The organism is Macrococcus brunensis (assembly GCF_004359615.1).
GTDB lineage: Bacteria > Bacillota > Bacilli > Staphylococcales > Staphylococcaceae > Macrococcus > Macrococcus brunensis.
Genome location: NZ_SCWA01000016.1, coordinates 30,552 through 48,064 on the forward strand (window position 1 = coordinate 30,552; position 17,513 = coordinate 48,064).

Here is a 17,513-nt window from a genome sequence, read left to right on the forward strand (position 1 = left end):
TTATCTACTTAACTGCTATTTTAATTACGTGGAATAATTATGCATTTTTTCTCACGTAATATTTCTTACTTAATATCAATATTATTGAACAGACAAAGAAAGGTCAGCAGGCTATGCTGACCTTCAATACGGATTTCTCAACGGGTGATATTGAAGCGTTAAATTATGCACGTTCACTCACTTGCTGATTTTTCCTGAACAGTTCTACAGTCTGAACTAATACAGCCAGCGCTTCACGCACTTCTTCTTCGTTTCTTGTCTTCAGCCCACAATCAGGGTTCACCCAGAATAATGAGCGATCAATCTGCTGAAGTGCACGTTCTATCGCTGTCGCTATTTCTTTCTGTGTCGGAATTCTTGGACTGTGAATATCATAAACCCCCAGTCCTATTCCTAAACCATAAGTAATATCTTCGAAATCTTTAATCAAGTCACCATGACTTCTGGAAGTTTCAATGGAAATGACATCTGCATCGAGTGCTTTGATGGAATGGATGATCTGACCAAACTGCGAATAGCACATATGTGTATGAATCTGCGTTCTGTCATCAACTGATGATGTCGCCAGCTTGAAAGCATGGACCGCTTTTTCCAGATAGTCTTCATGGTATTCTTTTCTGAGTGGCAGACCTTCTCGCAGTGCAGGTTCATCGACCTGAATGACTTTAATACCTGCTTGTTCCAGCGCTAATACTTCTTCATTAATAGCAAGCGCAATTTGATTCTGTACGACGTGTCGCGGCAAGTCCGTCCGCTCAAATGACCAGTTCAAGATAGTGACGGGTCCTGTCAGCATTCCTTTGACCGGCTTATCTGTCAGACTCTGTGCATAGATTGTTTCTTTCAGCGTAAGAGGCTCTGTCCATTTGATATCGCCATAGATAATCGGCGGCTTAACGGCTCTTGAACCATAAGACTGTACCCAGCCATAACGTGTTACAAGGAAGCCTTCCAGCTTCTCACCGAAGAATTCAACCATATCATTACGTTCAAATTCTCCATGCACCAGTACATCCAGCCCTAATTCTTCCTGGATTTCTATCCAGCGCTTAATTTCATGTTCAAGGAATGACTGATATTCCTCATCTGATATTCTTTTATTCTTCCAGTCTGCACGATACTTTCTTACTTCTTTTGACTGTGGAAATGAACCTATGGTCGTAGTAGGTAGTTCCGGTAGCTGCAGAGCGTCATTCTGCAGGACTCTTCTAGTTTCGAAAGATGACTCGCGGCTGGCTCTTACCGCATCATACTGGTAATCCAGCTTTTTGAAACCCTGATTCTGAAAGCGTGTATAGCGCTCTTTCAGTTGTTCATAAAGTGCTGCATCCTGCTCATTAAATAATTGTTTCAGTGCATAGAGTTCATCAAGTTTCTCGACTGCAAAGCTTAACCCGTCTAGAACTGCTTGGTCAATCTCTTCTTTTTCGAGCGTTACTGGTACATGAAGCAGAGAGGAAGAAGGCTGAATGACGATGTCAGAAACATATTCCTGCAGGGTCTCGATTAAATTCTTCTTTGATTCGATGTCAGACGCCCAGACATTTCTGCCATCAATAATACCTGCATAGAGTACTTTGTCAGACGGGAACAAGCCCTCTTTTATTTGTTTCAGATTATAGCCGTTATCATGGACAAAATCCAGACCTAAACCGTAGACCGGCAGTTCTGCGACGAAAGAGAGATCAACACGTTCGAAGTAGGTCTGAAGCACCACTTTGCCATCTGATTCCTGGGCAAGGAATTCATAAGCTTCTTTTGTGATTGCTTTTAAATCTGATGCCTGATCGGTTACAAGAATCGGCTCATCTAATTGAATGTAATCTGCACCCTTTGCTGAGACGTGATTGATGACTTCTTTATATAACGGCAGAAGCGTTCTGACTTTGTCCTCAAATGACTGCTCTCCACCTTTTGACAGAGCAACAAAAGTGATAGGTCCAGGGATAACTGAATGGAAGTGCCCTGTTTCGTTATAATACTGTTTTAAACGTTCCGTGTTCAGACAAGGTGTAACGTCATCCCATTCAGGTACAATATAATGATAATTAGTATTGAACCATTTAATCAACGCACTTGCTACGTGTTCTCTGTTCCCTCTCGCAATGTCAAAAAGTAGGTCATCATTCACTTCTCTGCCCTGGAAACGTTTTGGAATAATATTAAATAACAGTGACGCATCCAGTATGTGATCATATCGTGAGAAATCACCGACTGGTACTGAATCAAGATGATGAAGGCGCTGGATTTCGATGTTTTCATGTTCAAGTTCATCTAATAGCTGGTTCAGTTCTTCTTCAGCAATATTTCCTGCCCAGTAATTTTCAATTGCTTTTTTCCATTCACGATTTTTACCTAGTCTTGGAAATCCTAAATTTGAAGTTTTAATTGTCATAATACTACCCCCTGTTTTTTTGTTAACCGCTGCGCATACTCTGCTAGCTCAACCGTCAGTTCATATTTAAGGAACGGCGTCACTAGATAAATACCATTAAAATACTTAAGTGTTTCATCAATTAGTTCCTGACAGATTTCAAGTGATAATTTCTGTGTTTTGTCTCTATCATCTTTAACTATTCTAAAGGCCTCAATCAGTTCTTCAGGCAATTTAATGCCCGGCACTTCATTGTGAAGAAAAAGTGCATTTTTATAGCTGGTAATCGGCATAATACCGATAAATATAGATGTATCAAGCTGTCTTGCAGAATTGTATATTTCCCTGATTTTATTCTTGTCATAAATAGGCTGGGTAATAAAATAATCCACACCTGCCTCCTGCTTTTTCCGGAGTCTCTGCACGCTTGCATGGAGTTTACTGACATTCGCATTAAATGCACCTGCTACCGTAAACGTTGTGTGTTTCCTGAGAGAAGAGCCATCCGCACCGATTCCTCTGTTGAACTGTCGGATTATTTCAGCAAGTCCAAGTGAGTTGACATCAAATACAGAGGTAGCCCCCGGAAAATTCCCTACTTTAGAAGGGTCACCTGTCACAGCAAGTACATCACTAATCCCTAAAGCTGCAAGCCCCATCAAGCTGGACTGAAGACCGATGATATTTTTGTCCCTACAGGCAATATGCACAAGCGGTCTGATATTATAGTGATGCTTAATCATACTGGCAGCAGCGATATTACACATCCTGACACAAGCAAGGGAATTGTCCGCCAAAGTGACTGCATCGACCTGTGCTTTCTCTAACGCCTCTATCCCTCTGAAAAACTGTCCTTTATCCAGATGTTTAGGTGTATCCAGTTCTACAATAATTGTCGGACGCTGTTCCACCAGTTCCTTCAGACTCGGTTCTTTTTTCTGTATGACACTCTGCGCACCCCTCTGAAACGGAATAACATTCTTTGAGGTAGCAGGTTTTAAGTCTGCTACCGCATCTTTTATCCGCCTAATATGTGAAGGGGTGGTGCCACAGCATCCTCCAATCAGCCTGACTCCTTCCCGGACGAGTTCGCGTGTCACTTGAGAGAAATACACTGCATTATCTGAGTACTTCAGCATATTATCTTCAATATCGAGAAGACTCGCATTAGGATAACAGGACAGAAATGCATGTTCCGGCAGAGCAAGATGTTTATAAGTCTGATTCATATGATGAGGACCGTGATGACAGTTAAGTCCGATAATATCTGCACCCGTTGCTTCAAGGCGAATCAGCGCATCTTGTATGACAGTGCCATCTTTCAAGAAGCAAGTGTCCTGCGCTGTTAACTGCGCAATAATCGGAATCTTGAATGAGCGCGCATATTCAACGACTGCAAGTAATTCTTCAACATCATAATAAGTCTCAAAAAGAATAGCATCTACTCCTTCCTGGACCAGCGTATCTATCTGGAAGGAAGTATGATAAAGAATAGCGGATAGAGATAGTTCCAGTTTCTTAATGCCACGGAAGCCCCCCACAGTCCCTACAACAAAAGTATCAGGCCCTGCCGCTCTTTTCGCAATCGCTACAGCAGATTGATGAATCTCCTTTACGCGATGTTCAAGTCCATAAGCTTTCAGCTTCTCAAAATTTGCACCATACGTATTGGTCTGAATAACATCTGCACCCGCTTCCACATAAAGCCTGTGAATGGCCTCTACTTTATCAGGATGCGTAAGATTATAATGTTCCGGACAAGTATCCAGTCCTTCCGCATAAAGTAACGTCCCCATCGCGCCATCCCCTACTAATATCCTTTTTTTCAACGTGTCTAGAATGGTCATAGCATTCCTCCTTTACAAGTGATATAAAAATAAAATTAAATAACAGCAAACGAAAAAAGCCCCGTCCTTTAAATCCATGCTTAACAGGATTTAAAGGACGGGAGCTGCCGTGGTACCACCTTTATTCATCTATTCATCACTAAATAGACCTCTTCCAGTACGCTGTATCGAACATTAATACTGTATCGCTATAACGGGCGAACCCGTTGACATCTAAATATCGATGTCACCACTCAGAGGCCATTTTCAATCAGTATCCGTTATCTCCTTTCACCATATGGAGACTCTCTTTGAAACGAATTTAAGGATTTACTCTCCTCATTACTGTGCTTTTAAAATGATGAATTTGATTAATGTAAGTTTATATACATTCCGTATAAGTGTCAACAAGTTTTTTGAAAATTTATAATATTCTGTTTGAAAGTGATAATATATTCCCTAAAATTATTCATTTATGATAATCATTTGGAAAAAACATCATTTTTTATCTGTCTAAAATAAGAATAGCATCTCAACGAATAAGAGTTATTTCCAGACAAATACGAATAAACAGCCGCCCCGTCGTCATCTTATGTCACAATAAGTGAAAAAGCATCGTGAGGGGTCTTTATGTCCAAAGAAGTACTGAAACTTGAGAACGTCAATAAATATATAGGTCAGTCACATATCATCAAAGACCTGAGCTTTTCTGTCAACGCCGGTGAGGTTTTCGGATTTTTAGGGCCGAACGGTGCAGGTAAGACATCTACTATCCGCATGATTGTCGGTCTGAACACCATGTCGAGCGGTGATATTTATATCAACGGCTTTCATATCAGTAAAGATTTCAAGAAGGCGATACGAGGGGTCGGTGCGATTGTCGAGAATCCTGAACTCTATCCTTTTATGACGGGCTATGATAATCTGAAGCATTTCGCTAAGATGAATGACGGTGTAACGAAGGAGAGAATTCTGGAGGTCGCTGATCTCGTCGGTCTGACAGATGCTATTCATATGAAAGTGAAGCAGTACTCACTCGGTATGCGTCAGCGGCTTGGCATTGCGGTCTCTATTTTACATCATCCTTCTGTCTTAATTCTTGATGAGCCGACTAATGGACTTGATCCTGCAGGTATCAAGGAAATCCGCCATTATATCAGGATGCTGGCTGAGAAAGAGAATGTTGCGATTATCATCTCCTCCCACCTTCTCAGTGAGATTGAGCTTATGTGTGATCGCATCGGTGTCATCAAAAATGGTGAACTCATCACCACGCAGAACCTAAGAGAAAGAAACCAGAATGTCATCCATACATATGTCATGAAAGTAGCGACGCCTGAAGCAGCCTTGAAAATCCTGAAGACGCTTCCTACAGTAAATGCTGTCAGTATCAAGGATGCACAGCTTTATCTGCAGACAGAAGAGGCTGCTCTGCCTGAAATCATCAGCGCACTCGTCTCGCATTACATCGCGCTCTATACAGTCATTCCTCACGTATCAACACTGGAAGAACGATTCTTCGAAATGATAGGAGACGATACCTATGAATAAGATGTGGGATTTAATCACAAATGAACTTAAAAAAATATTCGCCAGTAGAACAATCTGGCTGATTTTCCTCGTTATGCTGGCCGCTGTTATCGGTGTCGCTATGCTGACAGCCTCAAGCGACGTGATTGATACCGAAACGACTTATAAGAGCGACTGGCAGCAGCAACTGCAGCAGCAGAATAAAGAACTGGCAAGCAATAAGAAACTGAATCCAGCGCATGTCAAACAGACAATAGAGAAGAACAATTACTATCTTGAGCATAATATTAAGCCTCATCACTATCAGGCCGGTGACTTCGTTATCGATAATGTCTTTCTGACCGCCTTAGTCAGTCTCTTCACTATTGTTATCGCAGGCGGCATCGTTGCCAACGAATTCACTTACGGGACCATCAAGCAGCTGCTGATACGTCCAGTGACTAGAACAACGATTCTCGCTTCTAAATATATCGCGGTCATTCTTTTCTCAGTACTGACGATGACCGTGCTCTTCATTCTGACTTATGTAGTGGGTGCCCTGTTCTTCGGCGTCTCAGGCTTAAATCCGGAGCTGGTGTTTGAAAGACCGGATCATTTTGTCCACCGGCATTTCCTGCAGGAAGGACTGCTGGTCTATGGTCTGAAACTGGTTCATATCCTGACGCTTGGTACATTCGGCTTTATGATTTCAAGTCTGCTCAGAAGCAGTTCACTCGCCATCGGACTGAGTATGTTTATCATGTTTCTTGGTTCAACTGCCTCTGTCTTTATCGCTCAGTACGACTGGTCGAAGTACTTACTGTTCACGAACTCTGACCTGTCACGTTACTACCATTTTATCGGTCCTTATCGCGATGATATGACAATTCAGTTCTCAGCTGGAGTCACACTGATTTATCTGCTTGTTTTTCTTATAGTCGCCTGGTACTCATTCGTCAAACGTGATATCAACTGATAGAAGCCCTGCTTTTCATTATGAAAAGCAGGGCTTCTATCAGTTCGGAAACTTATTGATTTTACGTGCCGAGATATAACAGGTCTCGCCATTGGAAAAGTGAACAATGCGATTCTTCTTATCAACCGAAGTTACATGATCGACATTGATAATATAAGACTGATGACAACGGAAGAAACGCGTATCGAGATCATCATAATCCTTCATATTACCGTAGAACTCAAGCCTGCGGTTCATCAGATGCAGAATAATACGGTGCGGATTCGGCGATGACTCAAAGTAGACGATATCTTCATAACTGATAAATAGCTTCTGACTGCCTGACTTTATTTCAAGCTTATCTATTTTATTACGTTCGACTATGTCGCTCAGCCGCTGCTGGCAGATCAAGAGACATTCGCGGATACTGCGGTCAATATTCTCACGGTCATCTTTCAGGATGAAATCAAGTGCTGATACTTTATACTTAAAAGTCAGATACGTCATTTCACTGTGACTGGTGACAAAGATGATATGGCCGAGCGCATCTATTTCGCGTATCTTCTGCGCCAGCTGAATACCGTTGATATCAGCAGATAAATCAATATCAAGAAAATAAATACCGATATCACTGTGCTGTTCAACCGCGGCAAGCAGTTCATACGGGTCTGTCGTTGCACAGGTCAGCGTCATATCCAGCTGCTCAATCATAATATAGTTGGAGATGACTTGTGTCATATGATTCAGCTGTTCGACTGAATCCTCACAGACATAAATATTCATCTTTCTCACCTCTCTTCAACAAACAGCACCTCTATCTTCTGGATAAACAGATTCGACTGTATCGAAGTATCCAGGAATAAGTTCGTATATTTCGCTGAAATAGCAGCTAAATTCGCTAAACCGATGCCACCCTGTCCGTTCTTAGTGGTGAAGTTCTCTTCGTAAAGCGTCGCAATCGGAGGCATATCGGGTTTACAGTGATTCGAAATAACGAAAAGCAGACTCTCTTCCGTCTTCATCAGCGCAGCCTGTATCTCACTCTTTTCAATCTCCAGAGACGCTTCAATCGCATTGTCCCAGACAATACCAATCATGCGGGTATAATCGATAATATCCATCTGTATATCTTCACTGTTGATCTCATCAGAAACATCGACCTTAAGTGAAATATTCTGCTCTTGTGTCTCAATCATCTTGGACGTCAGTATGCCTTTCAGCGGCGCAGCATTGATACGGTTCATTCCATAGAGCTGATACTGCTGGTTATCAATATTCTCTTTCAGGGGGACAATATAGTCACTGAAATAAACTTTCAGTCCCTCCATATCATCATTATAGATGTAACCGGACATCGTTGACAGTATATTGACATAATCATGCTTGAACTTGCGCATGACATTATTATTCTTCTCAAGTTCTTTTGTATATTTATAGTAATCTTCATTCTCCTTACTCTTGATACTGAGGAGCAGTTTCTGATAGTAAGCTCTCGCTACAAGAACAATCAGACCGAAACTGATAATGAAATAAATGATGTAGAAAGAGGCATAGATGACATATTCACGTTCCGTCAGTGTCCGGTCCGGAATAATGAGATAGATAAGCAAGATAGAAATAGCCAGATAACCGACAAGCAGCAGGACAAGAAGTCTGTTATGGCTATAGAGCACCTGAAAATCCTTGACCTTATTGAAAATTGTTCTGATCAGCCAAGGCAGGACAACCATCAGCGAGAGAAACATGACAAAATAAAGCACATAACGGTCATTATAAAAGAAGTTCTCACCGAAAATAGAAATCGTAATCAATGCGGCTAGATGATCACTGATAACAGAGATAAAAATTGTTATGAGCACAATAAGACCATTAACCAGAAAAGAACGTCGCCGATAGAAAAAAGTATAAAAGACAATAAAATAAAGAATGGCAAGTGTTCTGAAGACAAAAAATAAAATGACAGCAGGAACAATAAACAGCAGAACGGTATACAAAATACCCTTTCTGCTGTATTTAAAGTTCCCGAGTAAAGTCACTGCGATGCTGAAACAGATGCACTGAAAGATAATAAAGATGACTGACTCAGAAGTATTAAAATCGTACATTAGTGGTTCAGACGTTTTTCTTCATACAGTCTAGCATCCAGTTCGTCTTCGTTGAAATAGAAATAGCAGCTTCTCATCACGCTTTTGTCACCAATGAACACGATAAAATCAATGATATGCTGAATAAAGTTTAACATGTCAGTTCCTCCTCATATAAGTAATAACTAATGTTAATGCCTGGACAATGATACCGTAATACATCATCAGTCTGTATCCGTCAGGAATAATCAGACTGACCAGCAGGAGAATCCCTACTGTCACGCGGACTTTCAGTTTCAACGGTTCAAGCATATAAGCATGAATCGGTTGCGCTCGTGTCGGCTGCGGTCCGAGCCAGCAGATGGCTGCTGCTGCCAGCAGACCGGGAATTAACAGTCGCAGATCAAGCTTATAGACCAGCAGGAACGGCACTCCGACAAACGTCAGCCAGCTCTGCACGAAACACAGCCAGAAGTTCTTCAGATGTGCGCCGAAACTGAAATAACGAATCATGAAATAACAACCATGTGCAACCAGGACATGAAAGAAGATGCCAAGCAGATAGCTGCTTAAGTAAATCGTCGCTGAAATCAGTAAGTTCTTCATGATGACACGAAGCCCACGCCTGAACTTCAGTTGTTCAAGTTCAGTCAAATGTTGTTCAAGCATCCTCTCTCATCTCCTTAGTTCTATTCTAAAAGGTTCTGACATAAAAGAGAACGCCTTTTCAGATTTGTATCTTTTTTCTTCTTAAACGTAACATAAAAACAGTTAAAATAAACAGTTACGAAGTGAAACGCATGAAATAAAGCAAAATCCTCTTTTTCGCTCTGAGCCCTTATATAATAAAGTCATAAGTTACAGAACGAAGGAGGGAAAAGGATATGGTAACTGATATCATCAACGGCATTGTTACATTCATCACTTTCATCATCGACACTGTAAGCAAATTCCAATAATCACTCTCATCAAATAACAGAAAGGAGGATATTAACATGGCTGGAAATATCGTAGATACTATCGTACAATTCATCACATTAATCGTGGACACAATCACTAAATTCACTGCATAATCATTATAACATTTAGCCCCTTATAATACCCTTCGGCAGATTCTGTCGGAGGGTATTTGCTGTTGATAAAGACAATGCCGAACGAAAAATAGCAGCGAAAATTTGACTCTAATCTTCCACATAATTGACATCAAAAATATAGACACCATCTTCAATCGTAATATCAATATTAAATCTGGGCTTGATATTGATATTTTTCACATTACCATCTTCTACGTTGAAATCTATAACGCAGTGTATCTCATCCAAGTTTTTAGAAAGAATAACCGCTCTGTTTTTATCATGGACGAGATGAGTGGATTCATGGTATTTAATCTGAATGCCATGTATATATGTTTCTTTCATTTTTCATCGCTCCTTTATTGAGATAATATATTCTTAACAACTTAATCCAAGTATATTTCAAGAAAAAATCCCGTCAGTAGTATCATTATTACAAGGATAAATATTTTCCAGTCTCTTGAATCAGGTTCTTTATACAATACAGACCCCTCAACTTTTTCAGAATTTGCCTATATACGCCGTGACTTTCTATTCAAATGTGATACCAAACCATTGTGCAAGCATGTCATGCCATTTATGATAATATTCAAAAACTTTCCAATACTTTCTAGCTTCATCGTCAGCTGATCAACCCATAGAAAACTTCGGCAGTAATCGTATAAGATAGATGCGTAGTTACCTTAAGAAAAATTATGAAAATAAAGGAGCTATTATGATGCAGACTCTTATTTTTATCATCTGTTTGATATGCTTAATCGGAATTTCTGCCGATAAAATAAAAAGTAAGCTATTCAGCTGTCTTTAGATAACAGCAGCAATAATACTCGCCAGCAACAGTAATCCTACCAGACCTATAGCAGTCAGTACCAGGCAGCCCAGTCTGTCCTCATTATGCTCTGCATCAGACAACTTATCACCAATCAGATGACTCATCTCAGACCCTCCCATCCAATAAGTTCAGTATCAATTAACTATTCAGTTTTAATTTAACACCCTGTTTCAAGAAGAACAATAGCGGGCTATAAGTAACAAAGCTTATGTAGGATACCTCTTCACATGAGCTTGCGTCTAGCCTGTTTTAATTTGTTCTCCTACCATCGCATTTCCTCCAGCACTCAATAAATCCGTATATTCGATTCTCTCAATATAACATCCTTTCTTTATAACAAAATAGATATTACAAAACGTATTTATTATTATTTAAGAAATATCAATGAAATAATTGAAATATTTATGTAATGTTGTATACTACAAATTGTAAGATATACCATTTATCGAGGAGGATTTATATGTCTAAATATCTCAAACTGTTAAGCGCCTCTGGATTAGCGACCGCACTTTTATTTACTTCAGTTGGGACCTCTGACGTTGCACAGGCACAGACCACAACTAAAGTCCCAACGAATACAACAGCTCGTCAACTTGATAAAACCAAGCCTTATTATTACTACAACGGTTATTTCTTCTACAGCGGTAAGACTGTTTTGAACCAGCAGTTCAAAGATGCGGTGAATCATGATAATGTGATGATTGATGGTTATATGGTTAATAAAAAACGTCTGACTCAAGCACATAGTGCAGCTGGCTTCTATAGCCACGATAATCTGATTGATAAGTTCGATAAAAACACAATCGTCGCAATTACATTAACGCCAAAAACGAAATCCATCAGCAAACAGACATTTGAGAAGGCATATCAATCTTTCAAACTCGTCAGACAGACAACATCAAATAACAAAACATCTGTGACGAATCTCTATAAAACAAAAGCTGGCACCTACTTCACAGCCTATTTTGAAAAGGGTTATTTAGTTTCTATCACAATTCAATAGACAGCAAAAAAGGCGATGAGCATGCTCATCGCTTTTATTCTGATTTCTTAGATAACATATCATTTGAGTTTATGAAATCTACATGACCAGTATCAGACATTGATGAACTACTTGAATCGCTGGTTCAATCTTAAGTCTGCAGATCAGATTGACGGTTATTTTCACACGAAACAATGTATAAAGATGGGCTAATATGAAAAATGAAAAACAATCATATAATAGATCACATAATGCAGCATAATGCCTACAGCTATCATATCCATTTTATTATCTCAACTCACTAGTGTTGCATAAAAATAATGTAACCTTCGGTTATGAATTGAATTTTCCAAAAATTAATTTTCTATATAAAAAAATTCCTTTATAATGGTTGGAGGTAGTAATACTCATCCAAATCCAAAAATAAAGGAACAACCTATGGATAAGTTTACTAGAAAATCATCATTTGAACAATGGATTTCACCCATTGATTTTAAAAAAATTTCAAAGCAAGTCACAATTCTTAATTTAGGTCACTACACAAAAAAGTTAAACACATTATCTTTTATTAAGCTGTTATTATTTTCACAGTTAGTTGAAAGTGAAAGTTTAAGAGCTATAAGTGATAGTGTCTTTTCAGAAGATCTACAGAAAACCATAGGTTTTACTTCAATAAGCTATTCTCAATTAAGCAGGAAGTTAGCAGAAGTACCGACTGAAATCTTTCAAAATATATTTTTACAGTTACTCTCTCAAATTCACTGTAAAAATAATTTCAATCAAAAGAGAAAATTAACAACACCTTTGAAGATAATTGATTCCAGTACATTACCGCTAAACCTACGGAATCATCAATGGGCAAAATTTCGTAAAACAAAATCCGGCGTCAAGTTACATATGAGACTTGTTCATATGCCTGATTTTGATAGTTATCCGGATAACTTCTATATAACTAATGCTTGCGAAAATGACCAAAATCATTTAGAACTTTTTGTTGATGACAAAGAGTGTCTTTACGTCTTTGATAGAGGTTATGTAAATTATCAAAGGTTTGATGAAATGACTGATGATGGTTACTTTTTTGTATCACGTCTTCGTAAAAATGCAGTACATAGAGTGATTGAAACATTTGAAGTCAATAACAACAGTCATATAATTTCAGATCAGATGATTGTTGTTGGCACCACATTAAATAGAAGTGAAAACTACTTTAGAAGAATACTTCTAAAAGATTCATCAGGTAATGAATTAGTCTTAATCACAAATAGATTTGATTTATCTCCAGAGGAGATTGGTGAAGTTTATAAATCTCGCTGGTCTATTGAACTATTCTTCAAATGGATTAAGCAACATTTAAATGTTAAAACATTCTATGGTCATTCTGAAACAGCTGTAGCTAATCAGGTCTATATTGCGATGATTGTATACTGCTTAAACATAATTACTAAATTAAGTACAAATAGTAAAATGAGCATACTCCGAATCATACGGTTACTTAAAGTTTCAATATGGAAAAGTAGCCATCTGTGGATTCGAAGAATCAGTGATAACTTACCTTAAAACATAGGTATTCTGTCGCTATGCCAATGGAAATTTTATAGTCAAAAAATGGATGATTACTACCTTTGTTAAGGTGTTTTCAAATTTTAAATTTTCGGAGAAAAATTAGTATCAGAAAATCCAGACTTCATTTATGCAACACTAGTGTCTTCACAATTTAAAATAATATTACATGGTTATTATGTATGAATCCCAGAGAAAAAACAGATCATTTCATATGCTCTCATACAGTTTCACATAATTGAATTTTTAACAGTTTACAAGCACATAGTTTCCCTAGGGGTAACTAAAAGGTAACTGAATCTATCAATAAAAATGCAAAAAAGCACTCTTTGGAATAATCCAAAGAGTGCTGTAAACGTTTCAATCGAACACAAACTGTCTACGCCAGTTTGCGTACTGGACTTGTAAGCAAACAAGTTTGCAACAATTCCAGCATTAACGTTTTGAGAACTGTGGTGAACGACGAGCGCCTTTAAGACCTGGTTTTTTACGTTCAAAAAATTATAGAGTTTCAGCTATAATCATGAAGTGTCGTAAGCGTTGATATTAAAGGATTTGTCAAAAACTAAGTATCAATAAAAATCACTTAATTTCAACAAAGGTACTTAAAGGGTAACATTTTCAAACTAAAATCTGCTGGTCGGCAGTTCTAATAATTTCTCATATTGCTTATTTATTTAAGCAAAATCTTAATATTTTTTTGTAAATACTTGAAGCGTTCCGTTTGAAAAAATAAAGCTCTTATAAAATCAGTATAATTTTTAGTTTTTCTGTAGTATTCAATTTTCTTACTCGCACCAGTTTCCAAATAATCCTTTAGTTTTGCTAACCATATTCCAACTTCTTTTTCAGTAATATACCTTTCTTCAAGCAAACTCACAAGAATCATAGACATTCTTATATCTTCGTCATCAATATAACAAACACTATTTAGTTGCAATTTGAATATATTAGAATTGATACCTTCTAATATTTCGTTAACAAGGTTCTTTTTAAAATATCTAGATTTAATGCATTCCACAATTAAATCAGATGTGTGTGCAGGAGCATGGGCCCACCCTTTATCTTCCACCCATCCTCGAACATCAATTTCTACTTTAAAATAATGCAGACTATTTTTTATTATTTTATTAAAATCCCTCTCTGAAAGTATTATTGATTGATTATCATAGCAGATAATAGCATGTAAAAACAATATGCTAAAACTTCTAGTAAAAACACTATCTGTATTTGTTTCCCCAATATTAAATGAAAGATTCTTAATACATTGATTAATAATCTTACTAATTTGTTCTCTATTCAAACTATTATTCAATAGTATTTGGCAAAACTCATTATAAATGATTTGATCGCGTATATGACTATCAGTATGCCCTATATTTTCAAGCATTTCAGTTAATAATCTATCCAGCATTTCAGATGTTCCACTAGTACTGTTTTTATATTTTTTCAGTAAGTCCTCAATCATATAAGCTTCTCTTTTCATTTAATTTGTTTTATCAACTGTATTAATTAGTATTTTATCGACTACTCGATAGTTTTAGTTTTTACTCGAAACCCTGCTAAACATTGTTGTAAAAGCATTTATAGAATATTTTAAGATACTGACTATCTAGTTACTCGAAAGTTTTTATTTTTACTCGAAACCCCAAAAAATGCATGACAGCATTGACTTTTTATCATTTTTACTTCAATTCTTTCTTACTTACTCGAAAGTTTTCAAAACTGCTCGTTAGTCTAGTAGATAATAAGTTCTTTTTGGATCATTTTTACTTGATCCATGTGTAGATATAATATTCATTTCCTCTAGTTCCTTCAATCTTTTTCTCGCTGTAGGAATAGATCTTCGGATTACATTTGCAATTTGTGAAGCTGTTAATTCTCCTTGATTATATAAATGTCTCACAATCATTTCTTGCTGCTCATTTAAGCTTTCAAATAATTCAGGCGTTATTATCTTACTTACTCGCCCTGTCTCTCTCTCTTTTCTGGCAACAATATTATTCTTTAAAGTCAGCTGAACTGCACTATTGTTGGGCTCTGAATAGACTGGATCATCCAAGAAGTAGTCCTTCATTTCATCAAATATACGCCCAACGCCTTCATTTGATTCTCTTACCCACTTATATTGAGTAAGGGCTGCAGCCAGTTTAGGATTTCTTGAATATCGCTCTTCTTTAATATTCTCTAAAGTAACTGAAGCCGGAAGTGCACCTGGACTATTTATTTCTAGCCTGTCATCAAACATTTTTATTCTGATATGATCCCCTTGATTATCATATCTGCGATGAACGATGGCATTAATCATGCCCTCGAACCAAGCAAACTCAGGATACTCAGGAAGCGTGACAAATCTCCCTTCTTTCCCTAAGAACGTATATTCTCGTAACTGCGTATTGATAAATGCTCTCGCTTCTCTAATAGCTTTAGGTAACGCATTCTCAAAAGTTATATCTTTAACCACATTCAGTCTTGATCCTGATTCTTCTTTAGTCCCTTCATACCTCATAAAACGAATACGAGCACTCGGAAAATAGACATTGATATTATCACTAAATAGAAGTAAACCTGCTACTGTCAGTTGTTCATTTCTCATAAAACCTCTGGCTTTCAGCAACTTCTCAGTACTTACATGCGTACCTAACAGTTCCTTAAATTCATCTACCAGTTCTTCATTTACATCATCTATAGAAGAATATTCAACAAGTTCTTCTTCAAAACGTCTTGCCCCACGATCATATTCTAGATTTGTGATCTGTGGATGGGTCAGTTTCTTACTTTTATCATTCACTCGCAGATAAACAGAATCATCTTTTAGAGTGATAATGGCATCATAGCTAGGTTCTATATTAAACAGCAGAATTTTATCTTCATTACCTTCACTATTTTCAACTTCTATTATTTCATGAGAATAGCGAGGTGCTCTCGAAAGATACTCGAATGGTGCTTCAATATACTCCTCCATACTCTTTGCTTTCGGATGATTAAATCCGCTGATTTCTCCATTATCTTCGATCCCAATAACTAAGACACCACCTTCAGCATTCGCAAAAGCACTGATATGCTGGGCTATATCTTTAGGATGAATGGATGCTCTTTTTCTATCCAGCAATTGACCTTCCGATTCATACTGATAGAAATTTATTCTGTCTATCATATTTTTCACCTCAATAACCGTTCATAAAAGGAATTTGTCATATCAAATTATAACATAACGAACCGAAATATCTGGATAGTAATACGATCACTATACGTATGTCAGCAGATAAAAAATTATTAGCATTTCACTTAGTATCAATCAGTATCATAAACTGTCATATATCTTTATTTCATTCTATAATGTTACCTTGGTAAAACCCTATTAAGATACTTTAAGGGTAACATCCATGTCGAGAACATATAAAAAAGCACCTCCCGAATATTTTCGAGAAGTACCTTGAACCCTTGGTATAAAAGGAATTAACGTTTTGAGAACTGTGGTGAACGACGTGCGCCTTTAAGACCTGGTTTTTTACGTTCAAAAAACTTTAGGATTTCGTACAGTTGTATAGACTGTCGTAAGCCTTGATATTAAAGGATTTCTGATTTTTTCGATTGTATAGAATTGCCTCAAATATCACTCAGGGGTAACTAAAGGGTAACCAAATAAACTGCTGGCCGGTAGTATCACTAATTTATTTTTCTTAATTCTAGTAGCTTCAAATGATTGCAACTTGTTTCTATTTATTTTGCTTAATTTTATTGCTTTATTTCAACACTAAAATCAAATAAAATTTCTATATTCATTTAATTTTTATGGATACATATAATTATCTTTCAACAATAAGTCTTCTGGAATACCTAGTTCTCTTAATATTAGATATCTTAAAAACTTTTGTAGCATTGTTGCTTCTTCAAAAAGATTATCTTCTAAATTATATATTTTAGATTCTTGAATAATATTATTATGAATAAAATTATTTCTATCATCTACAAGTTTATTGGATAGAGTTCTTATATTTCTATTAATCGCTCTATTATAACCGAATTTTTTGTTTACATAGTCACTTAACTCTTGCTGATATTTCAAAGGTAATTTATTAAAACTCTGTTTAAGTCTTGTTCTAAAACTTACACTTTCTTCAACAAATTTAACTCTATCAATGAAATATGATTGATTATCGATATTTTTATCAATAAAATCAATAATGGTCTGTCAACATAATATTGGACAGTTTTTATAGAATATTTCTTTATATTCCCTTGGTGTTAGATAATTTAATGCGCCGTGCGGCCTGACATTGTTATACCAGTTCACATAATCAAAAAGTTCAAT

17 protein-coding genes, 1 pseudogene and 1 other annotated feature are annotated in these 17,513 nt (G+C 37.1%); of the genes and pseudogenes, 4 read left to right on the forward strand and 14 right to left on the reverse strand.

The window, feature by feature from the left end:
• Nucleotides 1-163 precede the first annotated feature (163 nt).
• Nucleotides 164-2,398 (reverse strand): 5-methyltetrahydropteroyltriglutamate--homocysteine S-methyltransferase, encoded by a 2,235-nt coding sequence (gene metE / locus ERX27_RS08850; protein ID WP_208001777.1) that lies wholly within the window; start codon nucleotides 2,396-2,398, stop codon nucleotides 164-166.
• Nucleotides 2,392-4,221, reverse strand: a complete 1,830-nt coding sequence (locus ERX27_RS08855) for a bifunctional homocysteine S-methyltransferase/methylenetetrahydrofolate reductase (protein WP_133432483.1) — start codon at nucleotides 4,219-4,221, stop codon at nucleotides 2,392-2,394. Before ERX27_RS08855 ends, metE begins: the two co-directional genes overlap by 7 nt.
• A 90-nt stretch (nucleotides 4,222-4,311) precedes the next feature.
• Nucleotides 4,312-4,555 (reverse strand) — a binding site (T-box leader).
• Nucleotides 4,556-4,830: 275 nt separating this feature from the next.
• Between ERX27_RS08855 and ERX27_RS08860 the strand changes: the two genes are divergently transcribed.
• Both ERX27_RS08860 and ERX27_RS08865 read left to right on the forward strand, forming a co-directional pair.
• Nucleotides 4,831-5,751, forward strand: coding sequence for an ABC transporter ATP-binding protein (locus tag ERX27_RS08860; protein ID WP_133432484.1), 921 nt, complete (start codon nucleotides 4,831-4,833; stop codon nucleotides 5,749-5,751).
• Nucleotides 5,744-6,685: an ABC transporter permease gene (locus ERX27_RS08865; RefSeq protein ID WP_133432485.1), complete on the forward strand. Its 942-nt coding sequence runs from the start codon at nucleotides 5,744-5,746 to the stop codon at nucleotides 6,683-6,685. The genes ERX27_RS08860 and ERX27_RS08865 overlap by 8 nt, the downstream gene beginning before the upstream one ends.
• Nucleotides 6,686-6,724: 39 nt before the next feature.
• Here the strand turns inward: ERX27_RS08865 and ERX27_RS08870 are convergent, their stop codons facing one another.
• From ERX27_RS08870 to ERX27_RS11590, 6 genes are all read right to left on the reverse strand, one after another.
• Nucleotides 6,725-7,447, reverse strand: a complete 723-nt coding sequence (locus ERX27_RS08870) for a LytR/AlgR family response regulator transcription factor (RefSeq protein ID WP_133432486.1) — start codon at nucleotides 7,445-7,447, stop codon at nucleotides 6,725-6,727.
• 5 nt (nucleotides 7,448-7,452) lie between these two features.
• Entirely contained in the window at nucleotides 7,453-8,769 is a 1,317-nt protein-coding gene (locus ERX27_RS08875; RefSeq protein WP_133432487.1) for a sensor histidine kinase, read from the reverse strand.
• Nucleotides 8,769-8,906 carry a hypothetical protein gene (locus ERX27_RS11420; RefSeq protein ID WP_165983138.1) on the reverse strand — a complete coding sequence of 46 codons (138 nt, stop codon included), beginning with the start codon at nucleotides 8,904-8,906 and terminating at the stop codon, nucleotides 8,769-8,771. The genes ERX27_RS08875 and ERX27_RS11420 overlap by 1 nt, the downstream gene beginning before the upstream one ends.
• A gap of 1 nt (nucleotide 8,907) precedes the next feature.
• On the reverse strand, nucleotides 8,908-9,417 hold the full coding sequence (locus tag ERX27_RS08880) for an accessory gene regulator B family protein (protein WP_133432488.1): 510 nt from the start codon (nucleotides 9,415-9,417) through the stop codon (nucleotides 8,908-8,910).
• A 512-nt stretch (nucleotides 9,418-9,929) separates the two neighbouring features.
• Nucleotides 9,930-10,166, reverse strand: coding sequence for a hypothetical protein (locus tag ERX27_RS08885; RefSeq protein WP_133432489.1), 237 nt, complete (start codon nucleotides 10,164-10,166; stop codon nucleotides 9,930-9,932).
• 459 nt (nucleotides 10,167-10,625) lie between these two features.
• Entirely contained in the window at nucleotides 10,626-10,757 is a 132-nt protein-coding gene (locus ERX27_RS11590; protein ID WP_279434109.1) for a hypothetical protein, read from the reverse strand.
• A gap of 356 nt (nucleotides 10,758-11,113) precedes the next feature.
• Here ERX27_RS11590 and isaB point away from each other — a divergent pair, with 356 nt between their 5' ends.
• Nucleotides 11,114-11,656, forward strand: coding sequence for an immunodominant staphylococcal antigen IsaB family protein (gene isaB / locus ERX27_RS08890; RefSeq protein WP_133432490.1), 543 nt, complete (start codon nucleotides 11,114-11,116; stop codon nucleotides 11,654-11,656).
• 417 nt (nucleotides 11,657-12,073) lie between these two features.
• On the forward strand, nucleotides 12,074-13,195 hold the full coding sequence (locus ERX27_RS08895; protein WP_133432491.1) for an IS4 family transposase: 1,122 nt from the start codon (nucleotides 12,074-12,076) through the stop codon (nucleotides 13,193-13,195).
• A 438-nt stretch (nucleotides 13,196-13,633) separates the two neighbouring features.
• Here the strand turns inward: ERX27_RS08895 and rpsI (ERX27_RS11655) are convergent.
• The 6 genes and pseudogenes from rpsI (ERX27_RS11655) to ERX27_RS08925 form a co-directional block, all read right to left on the reverse strand.
• A pseudogene (gene rpsI, locus ERX27_RS11655) lies at nucleotides 13,634-13,693 on the reverse strand (30S ribosomal protein S9); the annotation flags it as partial.
• A gap of 178 nt (nucleotides 13,694-13,871) precedes the next feature.
• Nucleotides 13,872-14,666, reverse strand: a complete 795-nt coding sequence (locus ERX27_RS08905; RefSeq protein WP_165983139.1) for a DUF2785 domain-containing protein — start codon at nucleotides 14,664-14,666, stop codon at nucleotides 13,872-13,874.
• 264 nt (nucleotides 14,667-14,930) lie between these two features.
• Nucleotides 14,931-16,355 carry an ATP-binding protein gene (locus tag ERX27_RS08910; protein ID WP_133432493.1) on the reverse strand — a complete coding sequence of 475 codons (1,425 nt, stop codon included), beginning with the start codon at nucleotides 16,353-16,355 and terminating at the stop codon, nucleotides 14,931-14,933.
• A gap of 302 nt (nucleotides 16,356-16,657) precedes the next feature.
• Entirely contained in the window at nucleotides 16,658-16,747 is a 90-nt protein-coding gene (gene rpsI / locus ERX27_RS08915) for a 30S ribosomal protein S9 (RefSeq protein ID WP_111626126.1), read from the reverse strand.
• Nucleotides 16,748-16,991: 244 nt separating this feature from the next.
• Nucleotides 16,992-17,387: a HEPN domain-containing protein gene (locus tag ERX27_RS08920; protein ID WP_341777587.1), complete on the reverse strand. Its 396-nt coding sequence runs from the start codon at nucleotides 17,385-17,387 to the stop codon at nucleotides 16,992-16,994.
• 6 nt (nucleotides 17,388-17,393) lie between these two features.
• Nucleotides 17,394-17,513, reverse strand: a 120-nt coding sequence (locus ERX27_RS08925) for an IS3 family transposase (RefSeq protein WP_165983039.1), incomplete at its 5' end; no start/stop codon positions are given.

Coding starts and splice junctions, on each gene's coding strand:
- ERX27_RS08870 (WP_133432486.1), bottom strand. CDS start 7,447: ATGAATATTTATGTCTGTGAGGATTCAGTCGAACAGCTGAATCATATG.
- ERX27_RS11420 (WP_165983138.1), bottom strand. CDS start 8,906: ATGTTAAACTTTATTCAGCATATCATTGATTTTATCGTGTTCATTGGT.
- ERX27_RS08875 (WP_133432487.1), bottom strand. CDS start 8,769: ATGTACGATTTTAATACTTCTGAGTCAGTCATCTTTATTATCTTTCAG.
- ERX27_RS11590 (WP_279434109.1), bottom strand. CDS start 10,757: ATGAGTCATCTGATTGGTGATAAGTTGTCTGATGCAGAGCATAATGAG.
- ERX27_RS08910 (WP_133432493.1), bottom strand. CDS start 16,355: ATGATAGACAGAATAAATTTCTATCAGTATGAATCGGAAGGTCAATTG.
- ERX27_RS08895 (WP_133432491.1), top strand. CDS start 12,074: ATGGATAAGTTTACTAGAAAATCATCATTTGAACAATGGATTTCACCC.
- ERX27_RS08865 (WP_133432485.1), top strand. CDS start 5,744: ATGAATAAGATGTGGGATTTAATCACAAATGAACTTAAAAAAATATTC.
- isaB (WP_133432490.1), top strand. CDS start 11,114: ATGTCTAAATATCTCAAACTGTTAAGCGCCTCTGGATTAGCGACCGCA.
- ERX27_RS08855 (WP_133432483.1), bottom strand. CDS start 4,221: ATGACCATTCTAGACACGTTGAAAAAAAGGATATTAGTAGGGGATGGC.
- ERX27_RS08860 (WP_133432484.1), top strand. CDS start 4,831: ATGTCCAAAGAAGTACTGAAACTTGAGAACGTCAATAAATATATAGGT.
- ERX27_RS08905 (WP_165983139.1), bottom strand. CDS start 14,666: ATGATTGAGGACTTACTGAAAAAATATAAAAACAGTACTAGTGGAACA.
- ERX27_RS08880 (WP_133432488.1), bottom strand. CDS start 9,417: ATGCTTGAACAACATTTGACTGAACTTGAACAACTGAAGTTCAGGCGT.
- ERX27_RS08885 (WP_133432489.1), bottom strand. CDS start 10,166: ATGAAAGAAACATATATACATGGCATTCAGATTAAATACCATGAATCC.